The 17,144-nt window shown below is 52.8% G+C and carries 12 protein-coding genes; 2 read left to right on the top strand and 10 right to left on the bottom strand.

Translation table 11 applies throughout. The features are described from left to right. Nucleotides 1-81: 81 nt before the first annotated feature. The 7 genes from rpoD to BED41_RS05820 all read right to left on the bottom strand — a co-directional run bounded on the left by rpoD (nt 82) and on the right by BED41_RS05820 (nt 10,036). Nucleotides 82-1,425 (bottom strand): RNA polymerase sigma factor RpoD, encoded by a 1,344-nt coding sequence (rpoD, locus tag BED41_RS05850; protein WP_066743998.1) that lies wholly within the window; start codon nt 1,423-1,425, stop codon nt 82-84. Next, nucleotides 1,422-3,164, bottom strand: coding sequence for a DNA primase (gene dnaG, locus BED41_RS05845; protein ID WP_066743996.1), 1,743 nt, complete (start codon nt 3,162-3,164; stop codon nt 1,422-1,424). The genes rpoD and dnaG overlap by 4 nt, the downstream gene beginning before the upstream one ends. 222 nt (nt 3,165-3,386) lie before the next feature. Beyond that, the gene (locus tag BED41_RS05840; RefSeq protein ID WP_066743994.1) at nt 3,387-5,348 is read right to left on the bottom strand and encodes a sodium-translocating pyrophosphatase; all 1,962 of its coding nucleotides are present in this window, start codon (nt 5,346-5,348) and stop codon (nt 3,387-3,389) included. 133 nt (nt 5,349-5,481) lie between these two features. Beyond that, entirely contained in the window at nt 5,482-6,123 is a 642-nt protein-coding gene (locus tag BED41_RS05835) for a molybdopterin-guanine dinucleotide biosynthesis protein B (RefSeq protein ID WP_084002279.1), read from the bottom strand. Beyond that, on the bottom strand, nt 6,116-7,243 hold the full coding sequence (locus BED41_RS05830; RefSeq protein ID WP_066743992.1) for an AI-2E family transporter: 1,128 nt from the start codon (nt 7,241-7,243) through the stop codon (nt 6,116-6,118). Before BED41_RS05830 ends, BED41_RS05835 begins: the two co-directional genes overlap by 8 nt. A 147-nt stretch (nt 7,244-7,390) precedes the next feature. Next, nucleotides 7,391-8,212: a DNA-formamidopyrimidine glycosylase gene (gene mutM / locus BED41_RS05825; protein WP_066743982.1), complete on the bottom strand. Its 822-nt coding sequence runs from the start codon at nt 8,210-8,212 to the stop codon at nt 7,391-7,393. A 63-nt stretch (nt 8,213-8,275) separates the two neighbouring features. Beyond that, a complete protein-coding gene (locus BED41_RS05820; RefSeq protein ID WP_229712404.1) occupies nt 8,276-10,036 on the bottom strand; it encodes an ATP-binding protein in 1,761 nt (586 codons plus the stop codon). Between the two features lie 240 nt (nt 10,037-10,276). Between BED41_RS05820 and BED41_RS05815 the strand changes: the two genes are divergently transcribed. Further along, on the top strand, nt 10,277-10,642 hold the full coding sequence (locus BED41_RS05815) for a helix-turn-helix domain-containing protein (protein ID WP_066742226.1): 366 nt from the start codon (nt 10,277-10,279) through the stop codon (nt 10,640-10,642). Continuing rightward, entirely contained in the window at nt 10,564-11,517 is a 954-nt protein-coding gene (locus BED41_RS05810) for an IS3 family transposase (protein ID WP_437177029.1), read from the top strand. The genes BED41_RS05815 and BED41_RS05810 overlap by 79 nt, the downstream gene beginning before the upstream one ends. A 152-nt stretch (nt 11,518-11,669) precedes the next feature. Here BED41_RS05810 and BED41_RS05805 read toward each other — a convergent pair whose 3' ends face one another. From BED41_RS05805 to BED41_RS05795, 3 genes are all read right to left on the bottom strand, one after another. Further along, entirely contained in the window at nt 11,670-12,911 is a 1,242-nt protein-coding gene (locus tag BED41_RS05805) for an IS256 family transposase (protein WP_066742107.1), read from the bottom strand. 127 nt (nt 12,912-13,038) lie between these two features. Further along, nucleotides 13,039-13,599: a PAS domain-containing protein gene (locus BED41_RS05800; protein WP_066743979.1), complete on the bottom strand. Its 561-nt coding sequence runs from the start codon at nt 13,597-13,599 to the stop codon at nt 13,039-13,041. 223 nt (nt 13,600-13,822) lie between these two features. Beyond that, nucleotides 13,823-16,960 carry an ATP-binding protein gene (locus BED41_RS05795; protein WP_168160236.1) on the bottom strand — a complete coding sequence of 1,046 codons (3,138 nt, stop codon included), beginning with the start codon at nt 16,958-16,960 and terminating at the stop codon, nt 13,823-13,825. Nucleotides 16,961-17,144 lie beyond the last annotated feature (184 nt).

Raw genomic sequence — 17,144 nt, 5'->3', positions numbered from 1 at the left:
TACAGCGTTCGTGCAATAAGTAGCAAAGTTCCTAAACGGCAAAGACACCCGTCAGTTACATGCCGGGTGTCTCTTCCATACCTATTCCAGGAAATCCTTGAGCTTCTTGCTGCGGCTCGGGTGCCGCAACTTTCTCAGTGCCTTCGCCTCTATCTGCCGAATGCGCTCGCGTGTCACACCGAAACGCCGGCCAACCTCTTCGAGGGTATGGGCGTGGCCGTCCTCAAGTCCGAAGCGCAGCCTCAGAACCTCGCGTTCGCGGTCGGTGAGGTCGTCAAGCATCTCGTCCAGCTGCTCGCGCAGTATTTGGCTCGCGGCGGCCTCTTCGGGGCTGGGCAGATCCTTGTCCTCAAGGAAATCTCCCAGCTGGCTGTCTTCCTCTTCTCCGATCGGGGTTTCAAGTGATACGGGTTCCTGCGCAATACGCTGTATCTCCTCGACGCGGTCGGAGGGTATCTCCATTCCGGCCGCTATCTCCTCCGCCGTCGGTTCCCGTCCCAGCCGCTGCACGAGCTGACGTGAAACACGGATAAGTTTATTGATCGTCTCGACCATATGAACCGGTATACGTATCGTGCGCGCCTGGTCCGCGATCGCGCGCGTTATCGCCTGCCGTATCCACCAGGTCGCGTAAGTGCTGAATTTATAGCCCTTATGATAGTCAAACTTCTCCACCGCGCGGATCAGCCCAAGGTTGCCCTCCTGTATCAGGTCAAGGAAGAGCATACCGCGGCCGATATATTTTTTTGCGATACTGACGACGAGCCTGAGGTTAGCCTCTACAAGCGCGTCCTTGCTGGCGACGTCTCCCGACTCCACCCCCTTGGCGAGCATGACCTCGTCTTCCGAAGTGAGAAGCGGTATCTTGCCGATCTCCCTGAGATACATACGCACGGGATCGGATAGCGGCAGATCTTCCAGGTCGCCCATATCCTCGTTGTTGACCGTCGTAGGCACAAGGGCCTCTCCCTCTGAGGGGTCGACCTTCGTCTTAGGCTCGTCGAGGACGTCAACGCCGAGCTCCATAAGATTCATATATAGATTGTCAAGAATGTCGGCGGTGAGGAAATCTTTCGGCATCCTCTTTTCGATATCCTCGTATGTTACAAAGCCCTTCTCGCGGCCCTCGTGCAGCAGGTCGCGCACGTTATCTATGTAGGCGCTGTAGTCGGCTCCCTCGGTATCGTCTCCAAGCGGCGATACGGAGCTGTCCTCCTCGGGTTCGTCGATCGGCGCTATGACGTCGATCAGATCCGGCTCATCAACAGGCGGCTCCTCAAGGCTGAGCTGGTCGATATCAACGTCGTCCACAGACGATATATCGTCAGCCATCGCCTCATCATTCATAGACTCCGCGCCATCTTCCGTTATAGGGGACGTCTCTTCGGGCATAATTTCTTCTTTTTTACTCTTTGTCTTCTTCATGCCTTTATGCTCCCTCCTTTTAATAATCTTGTATATTTTAAATATTCCTCGTATTCGCTCTCTGAAATATTGCCCTCTTTTATCTTCCTGACAAGGGAGGCGAGCCGATTTTTCAAATATTTGCGCCTTAAAGTCCCCATCAGCTTTTCGGCGGTCTCCCCGCTGATCCCCTCCCGGGAAAGAAGGCTGTTTCCGCGGGCGATTATCTGCATTCCGCTCATATCGTTCATCTGCTGCCAGCGCCGCTCCAACTCCTCCGGATCGTCGCCGCTGAGCAGCGCAAATACGATATTTTGTATCCCCATATCCTCTATGTAGCACATAAGCTCCTCGGCCCGGTACGCCTCGCGTATATCCTTTCTGCTCCACAGCAGGCTGCAGAGCATATATTCAAGGTCGTCCGCGTAGTTCTGCTCGGGAGGGACAAAATCACCTTCATCCCGCTCTCGTCTGTTCCTTGAATGAACCTCCGGCCTTTGGCGTTTTCGCTCCTCCAGCATACTTTGTACCTCGTGGGGAAATACGCCGAGTATATTTCCCAGTTCGTCCAAGTATGGCATTACGTCAAAAATCGAAAGCGACGCGAGACCGTCAAGCAGATCTCTGCGCGCCTCCGGCGCCAGCACCGGATCCCTCAGCGCCTCGCTTCGCAGCTGCGCGTGAAAGAGCGGCAGCGGCAGCGCCTCCGCGATGGCTCCTTCAAAAAGCTCGGGACCTCCCGGCTGCAGCAATATTTCGTCGGGGTCCTTGCCTCCCTGCCAGATGACACGCTTCGCCACGACCCCCTCCGCGTGAAGAGTGTACATGGCACGCAGCGCCGCCTCCTGTCCGGCGGAGTCTGAATCATAGCAGATATAGCACAATCCTGTCATGCGTTTTATCAGCGAAGCCTGCTCCTGGGTAAGCGCCGTACCCAGAGAGGCCACCGTATTTGTATATCCAAAGAGGTGCGCGCGTATCGCGTCAAGGTATCCCTCGGTCAGTATCGCGTGCCCCTTAGCATTCATCGAAGTCTTCGCCTTATCGAGCAGATAGAGGTTATGTCTCTTGTTAAAGAGCCTGCTCTCCGGGCTGTTGAGATATTTCGCTCCCTCTCCGTCGATCATCCTGCCGCCGAAGCCGATCAGACGTCCGGTTATATTGTATATTGGGAAGATCACCCTCCCACGGAATCGGTCATAGCATCCTCCGTCGCGCCCCTCGCCGGCAAGGCCGCTTTCGAGTATCTGCGCGGAGGTGAAACCCTTCTTCTGGAGCCTGCGAACCAACATATCCCAGGAGTTCGGAGCCCAGCCTATTTCAAAACGGCGGCATACATCAAGAGGAAGGGAACGCCTCTCAAGATATTTTCTCGCCGGCTCTCCGCTGGCAGCCGTCAGTGATTCTAAAAAAAAGTCAAGCGCCGTGAGATTTATATCTCTGTTCACACGCTGCGCCGCAGAATTCTGCTGTCCTCTCGACAGCGTAACACCGGCCCTTTCGGCAAGCCTCTCAAGGGCCTCGCGAAATTCAAGATGTTCCGTCTCCATAATGAAGGAGAAGATATCTCCGCCCTTTCCACAGCCAAAACAGTGGTAAGTCTGACGCTCCGGCGAGACGCTGAAAGAGGGCGTCTTCTCATTATGAAAGGGGCAGCATCCCCAGAAGGTACGCCCGTTCCTCTTGAGTTTCACATACTCGGATACGATCTCAACGATGTCGAGCCTTGATTTTATTTCACGGACATCGTCAGATGCCATAGACTGCCTCCTCTTCGCAAAGGACTGAACTTTCGCCTCAACGTCAACGCTTCGTAATGTATATCTCGCAGGTTAGCGGCGGCACTCCGCGCCGCTGTCTGCGAAACCGTTCATCAGCGCCGCACGGATATTGATATGCGGGGCTTCATTAAGAAGATTAGAGGGAGAGCTGTAACTCTCCCTCTAATTTATATTATCACAGCTTTTAATCTGTTTATCGCCTTACAGTGCAAATAGAGGGGCAAGAACGGTGGCGACCACGGACATCAGCTTGATGAGGATGTTGAGGCTAGGACCCGCTGTATCTTTGAAGGGGTCTCCTACCGTGTCTCCAACTACCGCCGCCGCGTGCGGCGCCGTGCCTTTGCCTCCGAAGTGACCCGATTCTATGTATTTTTTCGCGTTGTCCCACGCTCCTCCGGAGTTGGACATGAAGATCGCCATCATTACTCCCGTCACTATCGATCCGCCAAGCATTCCTCCAAGCGCCGCCGCTCCAAGGAGGTAACCTACAAGCACCGGCGCAAGAACCGCCATGATTCCAGGAACGACCATTTCTCTTAAGGCCGCCGCCGTGGAGATGTCTACGCAGCGCTCGTATTCAGGACGTCCCGTTCCTTCCATGATTCCGGGGATTTCTCTGAATTGTCTTCTGACTTCTTCTATCATTTTTTCTGCCGCGCGGCTCACCGCCTGGATGGAGAGGGCGCTGAAGATGAAGGGCAGTAGTCCCCCGATGAAGAGGCCCACCATGACGTAGGGGTCTTTGAGGTCTATGGATTTAAGGTTGGTCGCCTCCGCGAAGGCTACGAAGAGCGCCAGCGCCGTCAGCGCCGCGGAGCCTATCGCAAGCCCTTTGCCTACCGCCGCCGTGGTGTTGCCTACCGCGTCAAGGTGGTCGGTGATTTCACGCACTTCTTCAGGGAGTTCCGCCATTTCCGCTATGCCTCCAGCGTTGTCCGCTATGGGGCCGTAGGCGTCAACTGAGAGGGCCATGCCGGTTATGGCCAGCATTCCCACCGCCGCGCAAGCGATTCCGTAGAGGCCGCCGAAGTAGACTCCCGCGATTATCGCGCAGCAGACGAGGATTACGGGCAGGGCCGTGGATTTCATTCCTACTCCAAGTCCCGCGAGGATGTTGGTCGCCGCTCCCGTCTCAGAGGCGGAGGCTATTTCTTTGACGCTCGGGTAGTCTCCCGAGGTGTAGTATTCTGTCGCCGCTCCGATGAGAAGTCCGGAGACGACTCCCGAGAGAACGGCGTAGAAGAGGGTTAGGTCGCCGCCGAATATCCAGTTGGTGAGGAAGTAGGTGCCGACGAGCATGAAGAGCCCCGTGGAGCCAAGGCCGTAGCGAAGGGCTTTCGCAGGGTCTCCTCCCTCTTTGACGCGCACGAAGAAGGTTCCAAGTATTGAGGCGATTATTCCGATTGCCGCAAGCATGAGCGGGTAGATGACTCCCGTGGCTTCAAGGGTTATGGCTCCTATGGCCATGGCCGCTATTATGGAGTTGACGTAGGATTCGAAGAGGTCCGCTCCCATTCCCGCGATGTCTCCTACGTTGTCTCCAACGTTGTCCGCGATGACCGCAGGGTTGCGCGGGTCGTCTTCGGGGATTCCAGCCTCTACTTTACCTACAAGGTCCGCTCCCACGTCGGCCGCTTTGGTGTAGATGCCGCCGCCCACTCGCGCGAAGAGCGCTATGGAGCTCGCTCCGAATCCAAAGGCCGTTATGGTGTCCGGGCTCTGGAAGAGGAAGTACATGGCTACCACTCCGATGAGGCCCACTCCGACTACCGTCATGCCCATGACGCTGCCGCCCATGAAGGCGATTGTGAGGGCGTCGTTCATGCCGTGCATAGCCGCGAAGGCCGTCTTACCGTTGGATTTGGTCGCCACTTTCATGCCGACGTAGCCCGTGAAGGCGCTGCATATCGCGCCGCAGACGAAGCAGATGGCGCTCGGTACGCTTATTTTCCACGCCAGAAGCGCCGCTACTATAATGACGAAGGGTACAAGCGCCTTGTACTCTCTGTAGAGGAACGCCATCGCTCCTCCCTGAATGATTCCGGATAGTTCGTTTACACGGTCGTTTTCTACTTTGAACACCGTGATTTTGCCCGACGCATATGCCGCGAACAGCAATGCGATTACTCCTATGCCTCCTACAATGGTTAAGATATTCATTGTTGAAGTGCCCCCCTTGAAGGTTTTATATTATCGACTGTGTGTCGAATCAGTGAACTATTATATCTTCAAGAGACGCATTAAGCAATATCGTCAAAGAGCCTAATTTGGGCGTATTCACAATAAATCCGGCCTATTTTTTCACTTCACCGTCAAGATATATGCGAACCGGCGCTTTAGGGCCCTTTCCGCCCTTTAAGGAGGCGAGCATGCCGAGGACCGCCCCGCGGACGAAATCGGCGATGAAGTCTTTCATCGGCAGCGGACGGTCTCCGATATAGACCTTAGAGCTGCGGTAATATTTTCCGCGGACGGTGGCCGCCAGCCTCTCGGCGATAAGAGCCTCATCGCCCTCACCGAAGCGCATCTCCCCGTCGCCTGCCCCTTTTCTGTCATACACCATAAATACTCCGCGCACATCGGCGGGGCGAGGTTCTCCGTTCTCCACCCATATCTTGGGCAGACTGAGATATTTGCCGCCCTCCAGGATCACGATCTCCGCGTCAGGAAAATACTGCGAGACGATATATTCCGGCGTAAAGGGCTCCAGCTCCGCCTCTTCGAAGCGCAGGCCGTCCTTACCCCACAGCGCTGCGGCAACTCCCATTTTCTCCACGGAGGCGGTATCGGTGCCTCCATCTTCCAGGACATCGTCTGAGCTTCTTTTTATATATCCCGTCCGTACCCCAAGTTCCGCAAGTTCGGCGAGAAGCCTGCGGCAGAGGGTCGTCTTACCGCTGTTTTTAAATCCCGACACGGCGAAAATTTTAATCATCCTCTTTAGCCTCCATAAAACAGTTATCACCAGGTGTCTTGATGATACTGTGGTATATGTCGAGCAGGAAGAGCGCGAGCGAGAGGATAAGCGGTCCGACGAAGACGCCGAGGAATCCCCAGGCGTAGAGGCCGCCGAAAAGACCGATAAAGATCAGAAGCATGTGTATTTTACTGCCCTCGGAGATAAAGATCGGCTTGATAAAATTATCTATCGAACTGACGACAAGCAGCCCCCACAACAAAAGAATGACACAGTTCGAAAGGTCTCCGTGCAGGAAGAGCACCGCAGAACCGGGCACCCAGATCGCCGGAGTGCCGACAAAGGGGATCATCGCCGTCATGAACATACAGAAGCCGAAAAATACGGGATGAGGGAGACCAACATACCACCAGCCAAGGCCGCCGAGAGTGCCCTGAACCGCCGCCGTCATAATGATGCCGCAGACTACGGCTCTCAGCATCACAGCGGTGCGCCGCACAAAGCCGGCCCGCTCCTCCTCCGGCAGCGGCAGCAGGTCCGTAGCATAATCTATCATCCGGCGTCCGTCGCGTACAAGAAAGAAAGAGGTGATGGCGACGATCAGAATTATCAGCGCGAGCTTAAGGATGCTCTCGAAAATATGGCTGGAGACCATCGTCAGAAAGGTCGTTACGTAGCGCGCGCTGTCCTTTATCAGCGCGTCGACTATTGGCAGATCAGTGATAAGGTCAAGTTCGTTTACAAAACCGCCGAAGATGGGAAGCGACTTGACGGCAATGATGATATCGGCGTAAGAGCCGGATATGAGGCCGCTCTCCATAAGCTGCCGGCTGATACGGATAGCCTCCCGCGTGACAAAGATGGACAGCGTCAGCAGCGGCAGCGCGATGAATACAAGGATCACGCCGGTGCTGACAGCGGCGGCGACATTGCGGTATCTTTCATGAAAAAGCCGCTCATGCAAAAAGGTGAAGATCGGGTAGGCGAAATAGGAGAAGAGGATCGACCACATGAGAGGCATTGCCAGCGGCTTGATGATATACCATGAGATCATGGCAAAAAAGGCGAGGAGGATGACCAGAGGAATAACGCTGGTACGGATCTTCTTCGCGGCAAGTATATATCTGTTCGTGGTCAACTGGCAGGCCTCCCAAATCATTATCGCTACGGCTTCTCATTTAGTATAAAGCTTTTTACGCTCCATATCCATAGAAAAATACCGGCAAAGATGCCGCTGAGAGGTCAAGAGTACCGCCTTCGATTGCGTGGCAACGGTGAATTTTTCCTACCTCTGGCACTTCGGGCAATAGACGCTGCCGCGTCCGCCGACGACGGAGCGGCAAAGGCGCCCGCCGCATAGGCGGCAGGGCTCGCCCGCACGTCCGTACACGTTCAGATAGCGGGAGCGGTAACCGCGGCCCTTACCGGCGAGATACTCCTCCGCACTCATCCTGTTCTCCTCAATGCCAAGCAGCAGCGCCTCTTTTATCGCCGCGGCGAGCCGCTCCCACTCCGCCATTGTGAGGCTGCCGGCGGGACGGTCGGGACGTATCTTTGCCAAGAAAAGACTTTCGTCGGCGTATATGTTGCCGATACCGGCGATAAATTCCTGGTCTAGCAGACAGCTTTTTACGGCTTTTTTCCGCTTCGCGAAGGCCAGCCGCAGGGAGGCGGCGCTGAAATCACCGTCAAGCGGCTCCGGCCCCAGACGATTAACGCCGCTGAATATATCATCTTCACCGTTTTCGATCAGCCAGAAGCGCCCGAAGCGGCGAAGGTCCGTAAAGCGCAGCTCCCTGCCGTCGTCCAGATAAAAGATTAGGTGGGTATGCTTTTCCAGAGGATAATCGGGCGGCGTCAGCAAAAGGGAACCCGTCATGCGCAGATGCAGCACGATCCTGCCACCGCCTTCCAGACATAGAGAGAGAAATTTTCCCCGGCGCGACATGCCTGAAATCTGCCGCCCCGCCGTAAGGCGGCAGAACTCCTCCGGCGAAGGACGTGCGATGACCGCAGGATGGTTGACCGTCACAGATACTATCCGCAGGCCCCTGACCTGCGGTTCTAAAATTCGCCTTACCGTCTCAACCTCCGGCAGCTCCGGCATCTACACTCGCCGCCTCTCCATAAATAAAGCTACAACCCCGACGTCACACCATACAAAGGGAAATCAATCGCCAATATTGAGAATATCGCCGCCGCGGCTGCGCCGCTTCCAGGCGACACAACCGGACAACGCGCCTTTCAGCTGTTCGATGGAGATCGGTTTGGCAAGGTGTCCGTTCATTCCAGCCAGCCGCGCCAGCTTCGCATCCTCGGCAAAGGCGTCGGCAGTCATCGCGATTATCGGCAGGTCGCCGATACTTTTCATTCCGCAGCCACGAATCTCTTTTGCGGCGTCATAGCCGTTCAATACCGGCATCTGGATATCCATAAAGACAATATCATAGTAGTAGGGCGGATGAGAACAGACCGCCTCCACCGCCAGGCGTCCATTCTCAACAGACTCCACCCACGCGCCCAGCAAAGCAAGCATTTCGGCGGCGATCTCACGGTTGAGCTCGTTATCCTCTACCAGCAGGACGCGCAGATCGGAGAAAGATTCATCCGTATGCGCTCCCTCCGCCGTGACCTCGCCGGCGGCGGCGCTCTTGGCAAGACAGAGGGTGACAATAAACCGCGACCCTTTTCCGTACTCACTCTCCGCACGGACGTCGCCGCCCATTATTGAGACAATGTTCTTGACAATCGTCATACCCAGACCGGTACCCATGATCTTATTGGTCCGGCTGTCGTCGGCGCGGCTGAACGGTTCAAAGATATGCTCTATATATTCAGGACTCATGCCGATCCCGTTATCCTCGACCACGAAGCGGTATGTACCCACCGTTGACTCCCCTTTATCAAGTTCATCCACCGACAAAGATATCCTGCCGCCCTCACCGGTGTACTTGGAGGCATTTTCAAGAATATTGACCAGCACCTGCTTCAGACGTCTCTCGTCACCGAGTACCAGCTGATGCAGCCCCTCGCCGGTATGAACGGATACTATTTGCCCCTTCTTCTCAACGGATAGCCGTATCAGCTCCACCGCCTCGTCCAGCAGGCGGCAGAGGTCAAATTCGGCCTCCTCCAGCTCAACTGTTCCGCTCTCTATCTTGCTGACATCCAGAACTTCATTGATGAGGCCAAGCAGGTGCGCGCCGGAGGCGGCGATCTTTTCGAGATACCCGCGCAGCCGCTCTTCATCACCGATATGCAGCTTCGCCAGTTCGGTCATTCCGACGATCGCGTTCATCGGCGTACGAATGTCGTGGCTCATGCGCGAGAGAAAGGAGCTCTTGGCCTTGCTGGCGTTTTCCGCCTTTTGCAGGGCGTCTTCCAGCAACTGTTTCGCCTGACGCTCCTTCTCCAGAGCCTCCTCCTGCATCCGGCGTTCATCGTCGATGTTCCTTGACAGCGTAATCTCTATCATGTCGTCGGTATAGGGGCTTTTTACCTGCACCACCTGGGTAAAATACCAGTGATAGGCGCCGTCGTCTCCGAGATGGGGCACCGTCATCGTCACAAGGAGCTCTCCGCGTGAAAAGACATCACAGAGAGAGGCGCGCATGAATTTTCCAATAAATTCATCTCGGTAATCAGGGTGTACCGTGGATAATTCTGTTTGTATAAGATCGTCGAAACAGCCCTCGGCAACCGGTCTTTTAACGGGGAAACGGTTATATTCCAACATGTGATAGGTATTCTGCGTCAGGTTTACCGCGATCAACATCTGGTAAGCAGTCTGGGCGGCGGTCGCCAGCTGGCTGGTCTCGACATTCCGCCGCTGTTCCAGCAGATATTCCTCCTGGACGTCACGAAAGACAAGTACGCACCAGCACTCATTTGCCTCAGGATCGTCGATCCGCTTAGCAGTGAACTCTGCCATATGGTAAGATCCGCTGGGAGTCAGACGGCGCAGGCGCAGGGATATCTGATTTTTCCCCTCTTCGAAAATCCTGAGCATCGCTTCGCGGGAGAAGCACTCATTGAAGCGTTCAAGATTGCACTGCTAAACTAATCCTGTACATATAGGGGGTAAAAGTGAGACAAGATATAATTGTCTTTTATACATGACAATAATATCTTGTGGCACAAGAGCCATGTTTATATGCACAGGAGGCCTGTAATGCGATACACGAAAGAAGAGCGTCTTGAAATCGGACGAAAAGTTTATGAGGGGATAATGACACGTTACGAGGCTGCCGAAGCCTACGGCATCAGCGACGACACGGCTAGGGACTATATGCGGATGTATCGTGATTCCAACAGTCTGCCGCCCAAGTCTTCCGGAAACGGTTCGGACAGTTATGTTTACAAGCCTTCCGAAAGACAGCCTGACCTATCAGATTATGAGTCCATGACAAAAAAAGAACTCATTGTTGAGTTGATTAAAGCGAAAGTAGCGGAAGCAAGATTAAAAAAAGGCTACGAGGTGAAAGGAGATGGTCCGGTAAAGGAATATATCCTTTTAGACAGCTCGAATACCAAGTAATTCTGGAACTATCCGAGTATTTTCCTGTAGTCATCCTGTGCCGTGTGACGGGGATTCCCAGAAGCAGCTTCTATAACTGGAAACGCAGCCTGTTTGAACCGTCCAAAAGAGCGAGGGATTTTGCTAGAAGCGTAATGCTCTTTATGGAATATCATAAAAGATATCCGTCGCACGGATACAGATGGCTTAACGCGAAGATACGCCTTGACACCGGAATAGTCCATTCAGATCCGTACGCCTATAAATGTTGCAGGGCTGCCGGTATAAAGAGCAAGGCAAAACACTACCGTTATAAAAAACCAGGCAATCCGTACAGATTATTCCCCAACCTGCTTCTTGCAGGCCTGCCGGTATACTCACCGATGCAGTACATAGCGAGCGATATGACGGCATTCTGCTTCAAAGGTACGTACTATGAGCTGACACTGTATATGGACCTATGGAACAACGAAATAGTAAGCCATGCGTTGTCTTCAAGGCGCGGAGACAGAATGACATACATAGACGGGCTGGAAGGACTGATAATGAATAAAGATAAAAAAACGGAATGGCAGACGATACTGCACACAGACCAGGGCGCGGTATACGCCTCCAAGAAATACAACGACATCTTGGAACTGAACCATATAGCCCACTCCATGTCCAGAAGCGGAACTCCTACGGACAATGCGGCGATGGAAGCGATAAACGGCTGGCTGAAAGCGGAGCTGTTTACAGACTTTCATGTAACAGGCAAAGAAAACATAGAGCGGGAGATAGAGGAATACATAAAATTCTTCAATGAAGAGCGTCCGGCCTATGCTTTGGGATACATGACGCCGAAACAGTATAAGGAGGCGTATAGCGGAAACGGCAGTTTTAGGAGTAGGACGTAACGAGGGCGTGTGAAAAAAACTCTGTAAATATGGACCTTCTGTGAGAAATCCAATACAACTAGGGCTAATAACGATCCCTGTATAACAAAATTATCAACCTATTAAGTGGCCAGTGTCAATACAAACACTGGCCGCTTTTTATTATTCTTAGCCTATTCAGGCATCCGTCCTTCATACATTACAGCTAGTTCACCAAGGATACTGCGCCAGTTCCTAACTGGCATACTCCATTTCTTGGTTGCTTCAAAAGTAGCAAGATATAAGGCTTTCAGAAGGGCGCCTGCGCTGGGGAATACGCTTCTTTGGCTGTTGAGCCTGCGATAGGTGGAATTAAGGCTTTCTATCGCGTTTGTCGTGTAAATGACCTTTCTTACCTGGCAAGAAAATTTAAATATCGGAGAGATCGTATCCCAGTTGCGCTCCCACCCCTTCACTGCATTTGCATATTTTAATCCCCACTTCTCAGCAACATGCTCCCTCGCTTCCAGCGCATGGGACTCGTCGGGAGCTTGATATATTGTTTTTAGGTCTGCGGCAAATTCTTTGCGGTCTTTTTCAACCACATATTTCATAGTGCTCCTGACCTGATGTATAAGGCAGCGCTGGTATTCAGTCTGCGGGAACGCACTTTCTACTGCTTCGCGCATTCCGCTAAGGCCGTCTGCACAGAGAATGAAGATATCCTTTACACCACGGTTCTTCAGGGAATTCAGGACTGTCAGCCAGTATTTGGCGCTTTCATTTTCTCCCACCTGCAGACAAAGCACTTCTTTTATACCGTTGCTGTTGATTCCAAGTATTACATAGGCTGCGAGCTTCTTTACAGCGTTATCTTCCCTGACAGAATAATGAATCGCATCTATAAAAACAATGGGATAGACTTCGGAGAGTGCCCTGTTCTGCCATTCTTCGATCTGCGGCATTATCTTGTCAGTCACATCCGATATGAAGCCTTCTGAAACGTCGAACCCGTAAATATCCTGTATCGTTGCCGATATCTGACGGGTAGTCATTCCTTTAGCGTACATAGATATTATTTTCTGGTCTATCTCGGAAATATCTTTTTGTCGCTTTCTTACTATCTTAGGATCGAAGCTGGATTCCCTGTCCTGAGGAACGTCTATGCAAAACTCTCCAAAACTTGAGTTTACATGCTTTTGTTTGTATCCGTTGCGGTAGTCGCTGCCTTCTGAACGCTGAGATTTCTTATAACCGAGATGTTCGTCCATCTCAGTCTCCATCATCTCTTTAATCGTACCCCCCAGAAGATCTTTCAGCGCATCCTGGATATCCTTTGCAGATTTGATATCGTATTCCTGAAGTAGGTATCTGATGATATCTCTTTTCCCGTCTGTCATCTGAACTTTGTGAGTAATCTTCTTATCTTTTGCCATTTTAAAGGCCTCCTGTAAGTAATTTTAATTTATCACAGAAGGCCTTTTTGGGCGATTTCTTTATTTACAGAGTTTGTTTCATAGGCTCCGTAACGAGATACCCCCCTACTATACAGAGTTAAGCAAGTCAACTGTCCAGGTTTTGTTGACTAGTGCACTGATTCAAATAGAGCAGCTCGTAAGTATCCATATCGCTGATATAGATATTTCCCGCATACTCTTCCATCATGAACTCAAAATACTGTTTCTTCTCATTTTCAGAGGAGATCATGTCATCAACGTTGACAGTCGTCAGGCAGAGCACCGGCACGCCGGAGACGAGGTCATCGGCGGCTCTTGCCGCTACGCGGACCCAGCAGAAGCCGCCGCCTTTGACAGGCATCCGGCAGGTCATCGAAGCTTTAGTATCACAGCCTTCATGCAAGTGCCGCAGCTTGTTTCGCAGTAATTCAAAATCAACGGGATATTCTTCATAATGCTGGCGCAGACTGGAAAATTGTGCGAGGTATTCTTCCTCCGTATATCCGGCATCATTGCAAAACTGGGCGTTAGCCCATAAGACGGTCAAATCTTTATCCAATAAATGCTTGCTGACACCAACTCCGAGCATCTCCAGCGGGACACCGTGCTCCTTCGGTATATGCCGCTCCCTGAGATGGTCAGATTCTAGATCGCGCTGAGGCTCCATGAATATTTGCTCCTTTAAAATCCATTCTACTGACCGACCGCATGCTTACTAAGTAATTTTACCTATAATACAGTATGTGAAATCAAAAGACAATGACATCGCGGATAACTTAGCCGTTAATGAAAAACCGACATTTATGCAGCAGCTTTGCATCAGGGCGTTGATTTCATCCCCGATGAGCAGGGCGTATTCGGTGGCCGTCATGGCTGGCCCGGGCGTCTATCTAACCGGCTTTGCCGCCGATATACTTCCGCAGAGTCCTGAATAAATATGCGGGATCAATAGGTTTCGCCACATGGTCGTTCATGCCCGCCGCCAGCGAGGCGGCGACGTCTTCCGCGAAGGCGTTGGCCGACATGGCGATAATCACGGCAGAGGCCGCCTCCTGGTGGCGCGAGGCGCGTATGCGGCGCGCCGCTTCATATCCGTCCATCACCGGCATTTGGATGTCGAGCAATATGGCGCTATAGTACCCGGCAGGAGACTCTTCAAAGAGCCGCACGGCCTCCTCGCCGTTTTTCGCCCAGTCAACGGAGAATCCGCCGCTTTTCAGTATCTCTGACGCTATCTCCATATTCATTTCGTTATCTTCCGCAAGCAGCAGCCTTGCTCCGCCAAAATCATATTTGTCCGCGGCGGCTTCCGGCGTTCCCTCGCCAATCGCCGGCTCTCCGCCGTTTTCTTCCGATATTCCGAACGGCAGCTCGACGGAAAAGGAAGAGCCCTCTCCGACAATGCTCGATACGCTTATCGCGCCGTGCATCATGCCAACGAGGTTTTTCGTTATCGACATCCCCAGCCCCGTACCGCCGTATTGTCTGGCGATAGAGTTATCCTGCTGTTCAAAAGGTTCGAATATGTGTTCGAGAAACTCAGGTGCGATGCCGATGCCGGTGTCGGCCACGGTGAAACGTATGTAGACTTTATTCTCTTTCACCGCCACCACCTCAGCCGTCAGAGCTACACGACCATCCTTCTCAGTGAATTTCACCGCGTTGGATAGAAGGTTCATCAGTATCTGATCCAGCCTCATGGAATCTCCCGTAAGGCGCAGTCCCGCAACGTCCTTTGCCTCCACAGAGAAAGCGACCCCATTTCCCCTCGCCTGTGTGGAGAAAATGCTTTCGAGGGACGACAGCAGCCCGGAGAGGTCGAAGGGAACGTCCGCAATCTTTACCCTCCCGCTTTCGATCGAGGCCATGTCAAGAACTTCGTTGAGGATCGTCAGAAGGTGGCGGGAGGCCAATTCTGTCTTTTCAAGACATCCGAGGGCCTTGTTTCTATCTTCCGCCGCCGATGACAGGCTCTCCCTGGCGATCGCCGTAAAGCCGATGATGGCGTTGAGCGGCGTGCGAATGTCGTGTGACATCCTTGATAGGAAAGAGCTCTTGGAATTTGAAGCGTTGCGCGCTGATTCCAGCGCGTCGACCAGCGCGCGCCGGCTCATATCCTCACGGCGCTTGGCCTCCTCTATACAGCGGATGAAGAACATGAAGCCGGTCCTCGAAACGCTTTCTCTGTTCATTGCCAGCACCGTATAAGAAAACCATTCATACTGGCCGCCGCCGTTTTTCATCCGACATTCGAAATATAGCGCCCCGCCCTCATCCACAAGTCTGCCGAGACTGGCGGCTCCAAGCAGCGCCCCAACCCTTTCGCAGTCGTCGGGGTGAATGTGCGGCAGAAGGTCTTTTTCGAGGCTGTAACTTTCCGTCTGCTGCATGACCCTGCCGTCGGATACGCCGTACAGCACCCTTGTTCCGTTTGAGACGTCCACCTCGCCGACTACGTCGTTGGCGCCGCATACGTAGGTTATAAACCGCTCTAGCTCCCTGCCGCGTGCCAGCGCCTCGGCGCGGCGTCTGCGCGTCGTTAGATAGAGCACGAGGATTATCGCCAGCATAGAGAGGACAAAAATCCCCCCTACGGCGAAGAGAGGGTTACCGTAAAGAAAGGCCTTCAGAGAGAGATCTTCGTGCGGAAAGGCCGTGTACTTGGCGAGAATGTCGTTTACCTCGCGCTCCTCGAGGCCGCGCATACTTTTATCCATGATCGACGCCAGCAGCGGCGGCTCACGGTAGGTAACCCCTACTCCATAATAGGTCTTCCACCCGTAAATCACGTTGGCGAGGAGGCTGTTTGTTATATCCCTGTTCATCACTAACTGGGCGCCGCCCGCGTAGAGGAACAGGCAGTCCTGACGCCCAGCCAGCACCGCGTCCACGCACTCCTGCTGGGTATCATAAAATACGATGTCTTTTTCGTGAAAATACGTCTTTATAAACTGCTCGGTTATGTTTGAAAAACGCAGCGCGGCGACCGTTTTCATGTCCCCATGATTATTCTTCAGAGAAAGTTTTGTAACGTTCAGGTGGATATAGGGATTTGTCAGCCGATAGCCCCTTTTCTCCGCCATATTGTAATCGCAGCGGAGATCCAGAATAATGTCTGCCTCACGGCTCTCTTTCTTTTTTAAATGCTCCTCTCTGTTCGCTGTGGTGATAAATTCAAACTCCAGCCCGCTGCGCGCGGCGATCAGCTTGGCAATTTCAACAAAAGCCCCCGCGGGACGCCCCTGCTCGTCACGGTAGGAAAACGGTTCCCACTCTGGATTTAACATGGCCTTGAACCGCCTGCCGCTGCGGCGCGCATTCTCTATATATTTCCGTTCCTCAACCGTGAATGGGAGCTCGGAGCCGTTTTTAGGCGTATAAAATTTGTCCATCAGGGATTCTTCCAGAGTGACGTCGTCAGCCTGCAGCTTGGAAAGGACGTCGTCTATCTCATGCAGCAGGGCGAAGTCCTCTTTGCGGGTAATTATATAAAATGGAGACGGAGAGAATTCGGCGACGACCCACTCGCTGCTGGTCGCGCGCAGATTACTGGTAACGACGGCGTCGATGGAACCACCCTCCTGAAGCTCCCGCAGCATCTTCTGCATATCGTTAAAATAGACGGGGACATATGAAAAATCCTTTTCCCGCGCGAACGCCGCGAAGCTCTCGTTGCGCGAATTATTTTTTAGCATGCCGACCCGGATGCCGGACCACTTCCGCCAATCGCCGCTCATATACCTTGTGTTTCCTGATTTTACGGTGACGATGGTCTTACTTTTGCCTATGCTGTTCTTTGAAAAACCGAAGCGTTTCTCACGATCCTTAGTCTTTTGCGCCGACGTGAGGATATCGATCTCACCGCGCTCCAACATGCCCAACATCTCGCTCCAGCTTTTGTCGTACCCGACATATTCATACTTCCAGTCCGCATATAACAGCATGTGCTGCAAATATTCATATCCATAACCGGACCTGTTTCCCTGTTCGTCCTCCATATGATAGCCGTCAAAATGAAAAAATCCCACGCGCAGACGCCGCTGAGCATACGCCTCGGAAGAAAAAAACTGGGAAAACAAAAACAGTGCAGCTAAACAAAATATAACAAAAGGAGATAATACGCGTCCGCGCATAGCAAAAAACTCCTCAGAAAGGGTATCTTTCATTAATTATTATTAAAAATACGTTATTAAGATTAACCTTACTCATTAT

The organism is Cloacibacillus porcorum, assembly GCF_001701045.1.
Lineage (GTDB): Bacteria > Synergistota > Synergistia > Synergistales > Synergistaceae > Cloacibacillus > Cloacibacillus porcorum.
The sequence above is the reverse complement of the archived record's forward strand: the minus strand, read 5'-3'. Positions and strand labels throughout refer to the sequence as shown.

Coding starts and splice junctions, on each gene's coding strand:
- rpoD (WP_066743998.1), bottom strand. CDS start 1,425: ATGAAGAAGACAAAGAGTAAAAAAGAAGAAATTATGCCCGAAGAGACG.
- dnaG (WP_066743996.1), bottom strand. CDS start 3,164: ATGGCATCTGACGATGTCCGTGAAATAAAATCAAGGCTCGACATCGTT.
- BED41_RS05840 (WP_066743994.1), bottom strand. CDS start 5,348: ATGAATATCTTAACCATTGTAGGAGGCATAGGAGTAATCGCATTGCTG.
- BED41_RS05835 (WP_084002279.1), bottom strand. CDS start 6,123: ATGATTAAAATTTTCGCCGTGTCGGGATTTAAAAACAGCGGTAAGACG.
- mutM (WP_066743982.1), bottom strand. CDS start 8,212: ATGCCGGAGCTGCCGGAGGTTGAGACGGTAAGGCGAATTTTAGAACCG.
- BED41_RS05820 (WP_229712404.1), bottom strand. CDS start 10,036: ATGGCAGAGTTCACTGCTAAGCGGATCGACGATCCTGAGGCAAATGAG.
- BED41_RS05815 (WP_066742226.1), top strand. CDS start 10,277: ATGCGATACACGAAAGAAGAGCGTCTTGAAATCGGACGAAAAGTTTAT.
- BED41_RS05805 (WP_066742107.1), bottom strand. CDS start 12,911: ATGGCAAAAGATAAGAAGATTACTCACAAAGTTCAGATGACAGACGGG.
- BED41_RS05800 (WP_066743979.1), bottom strand. CDS start 13,599: ATGGAGCCTCAGCGCGATCTAGAATCTGACCATCTCAGGGAGCGGCAT.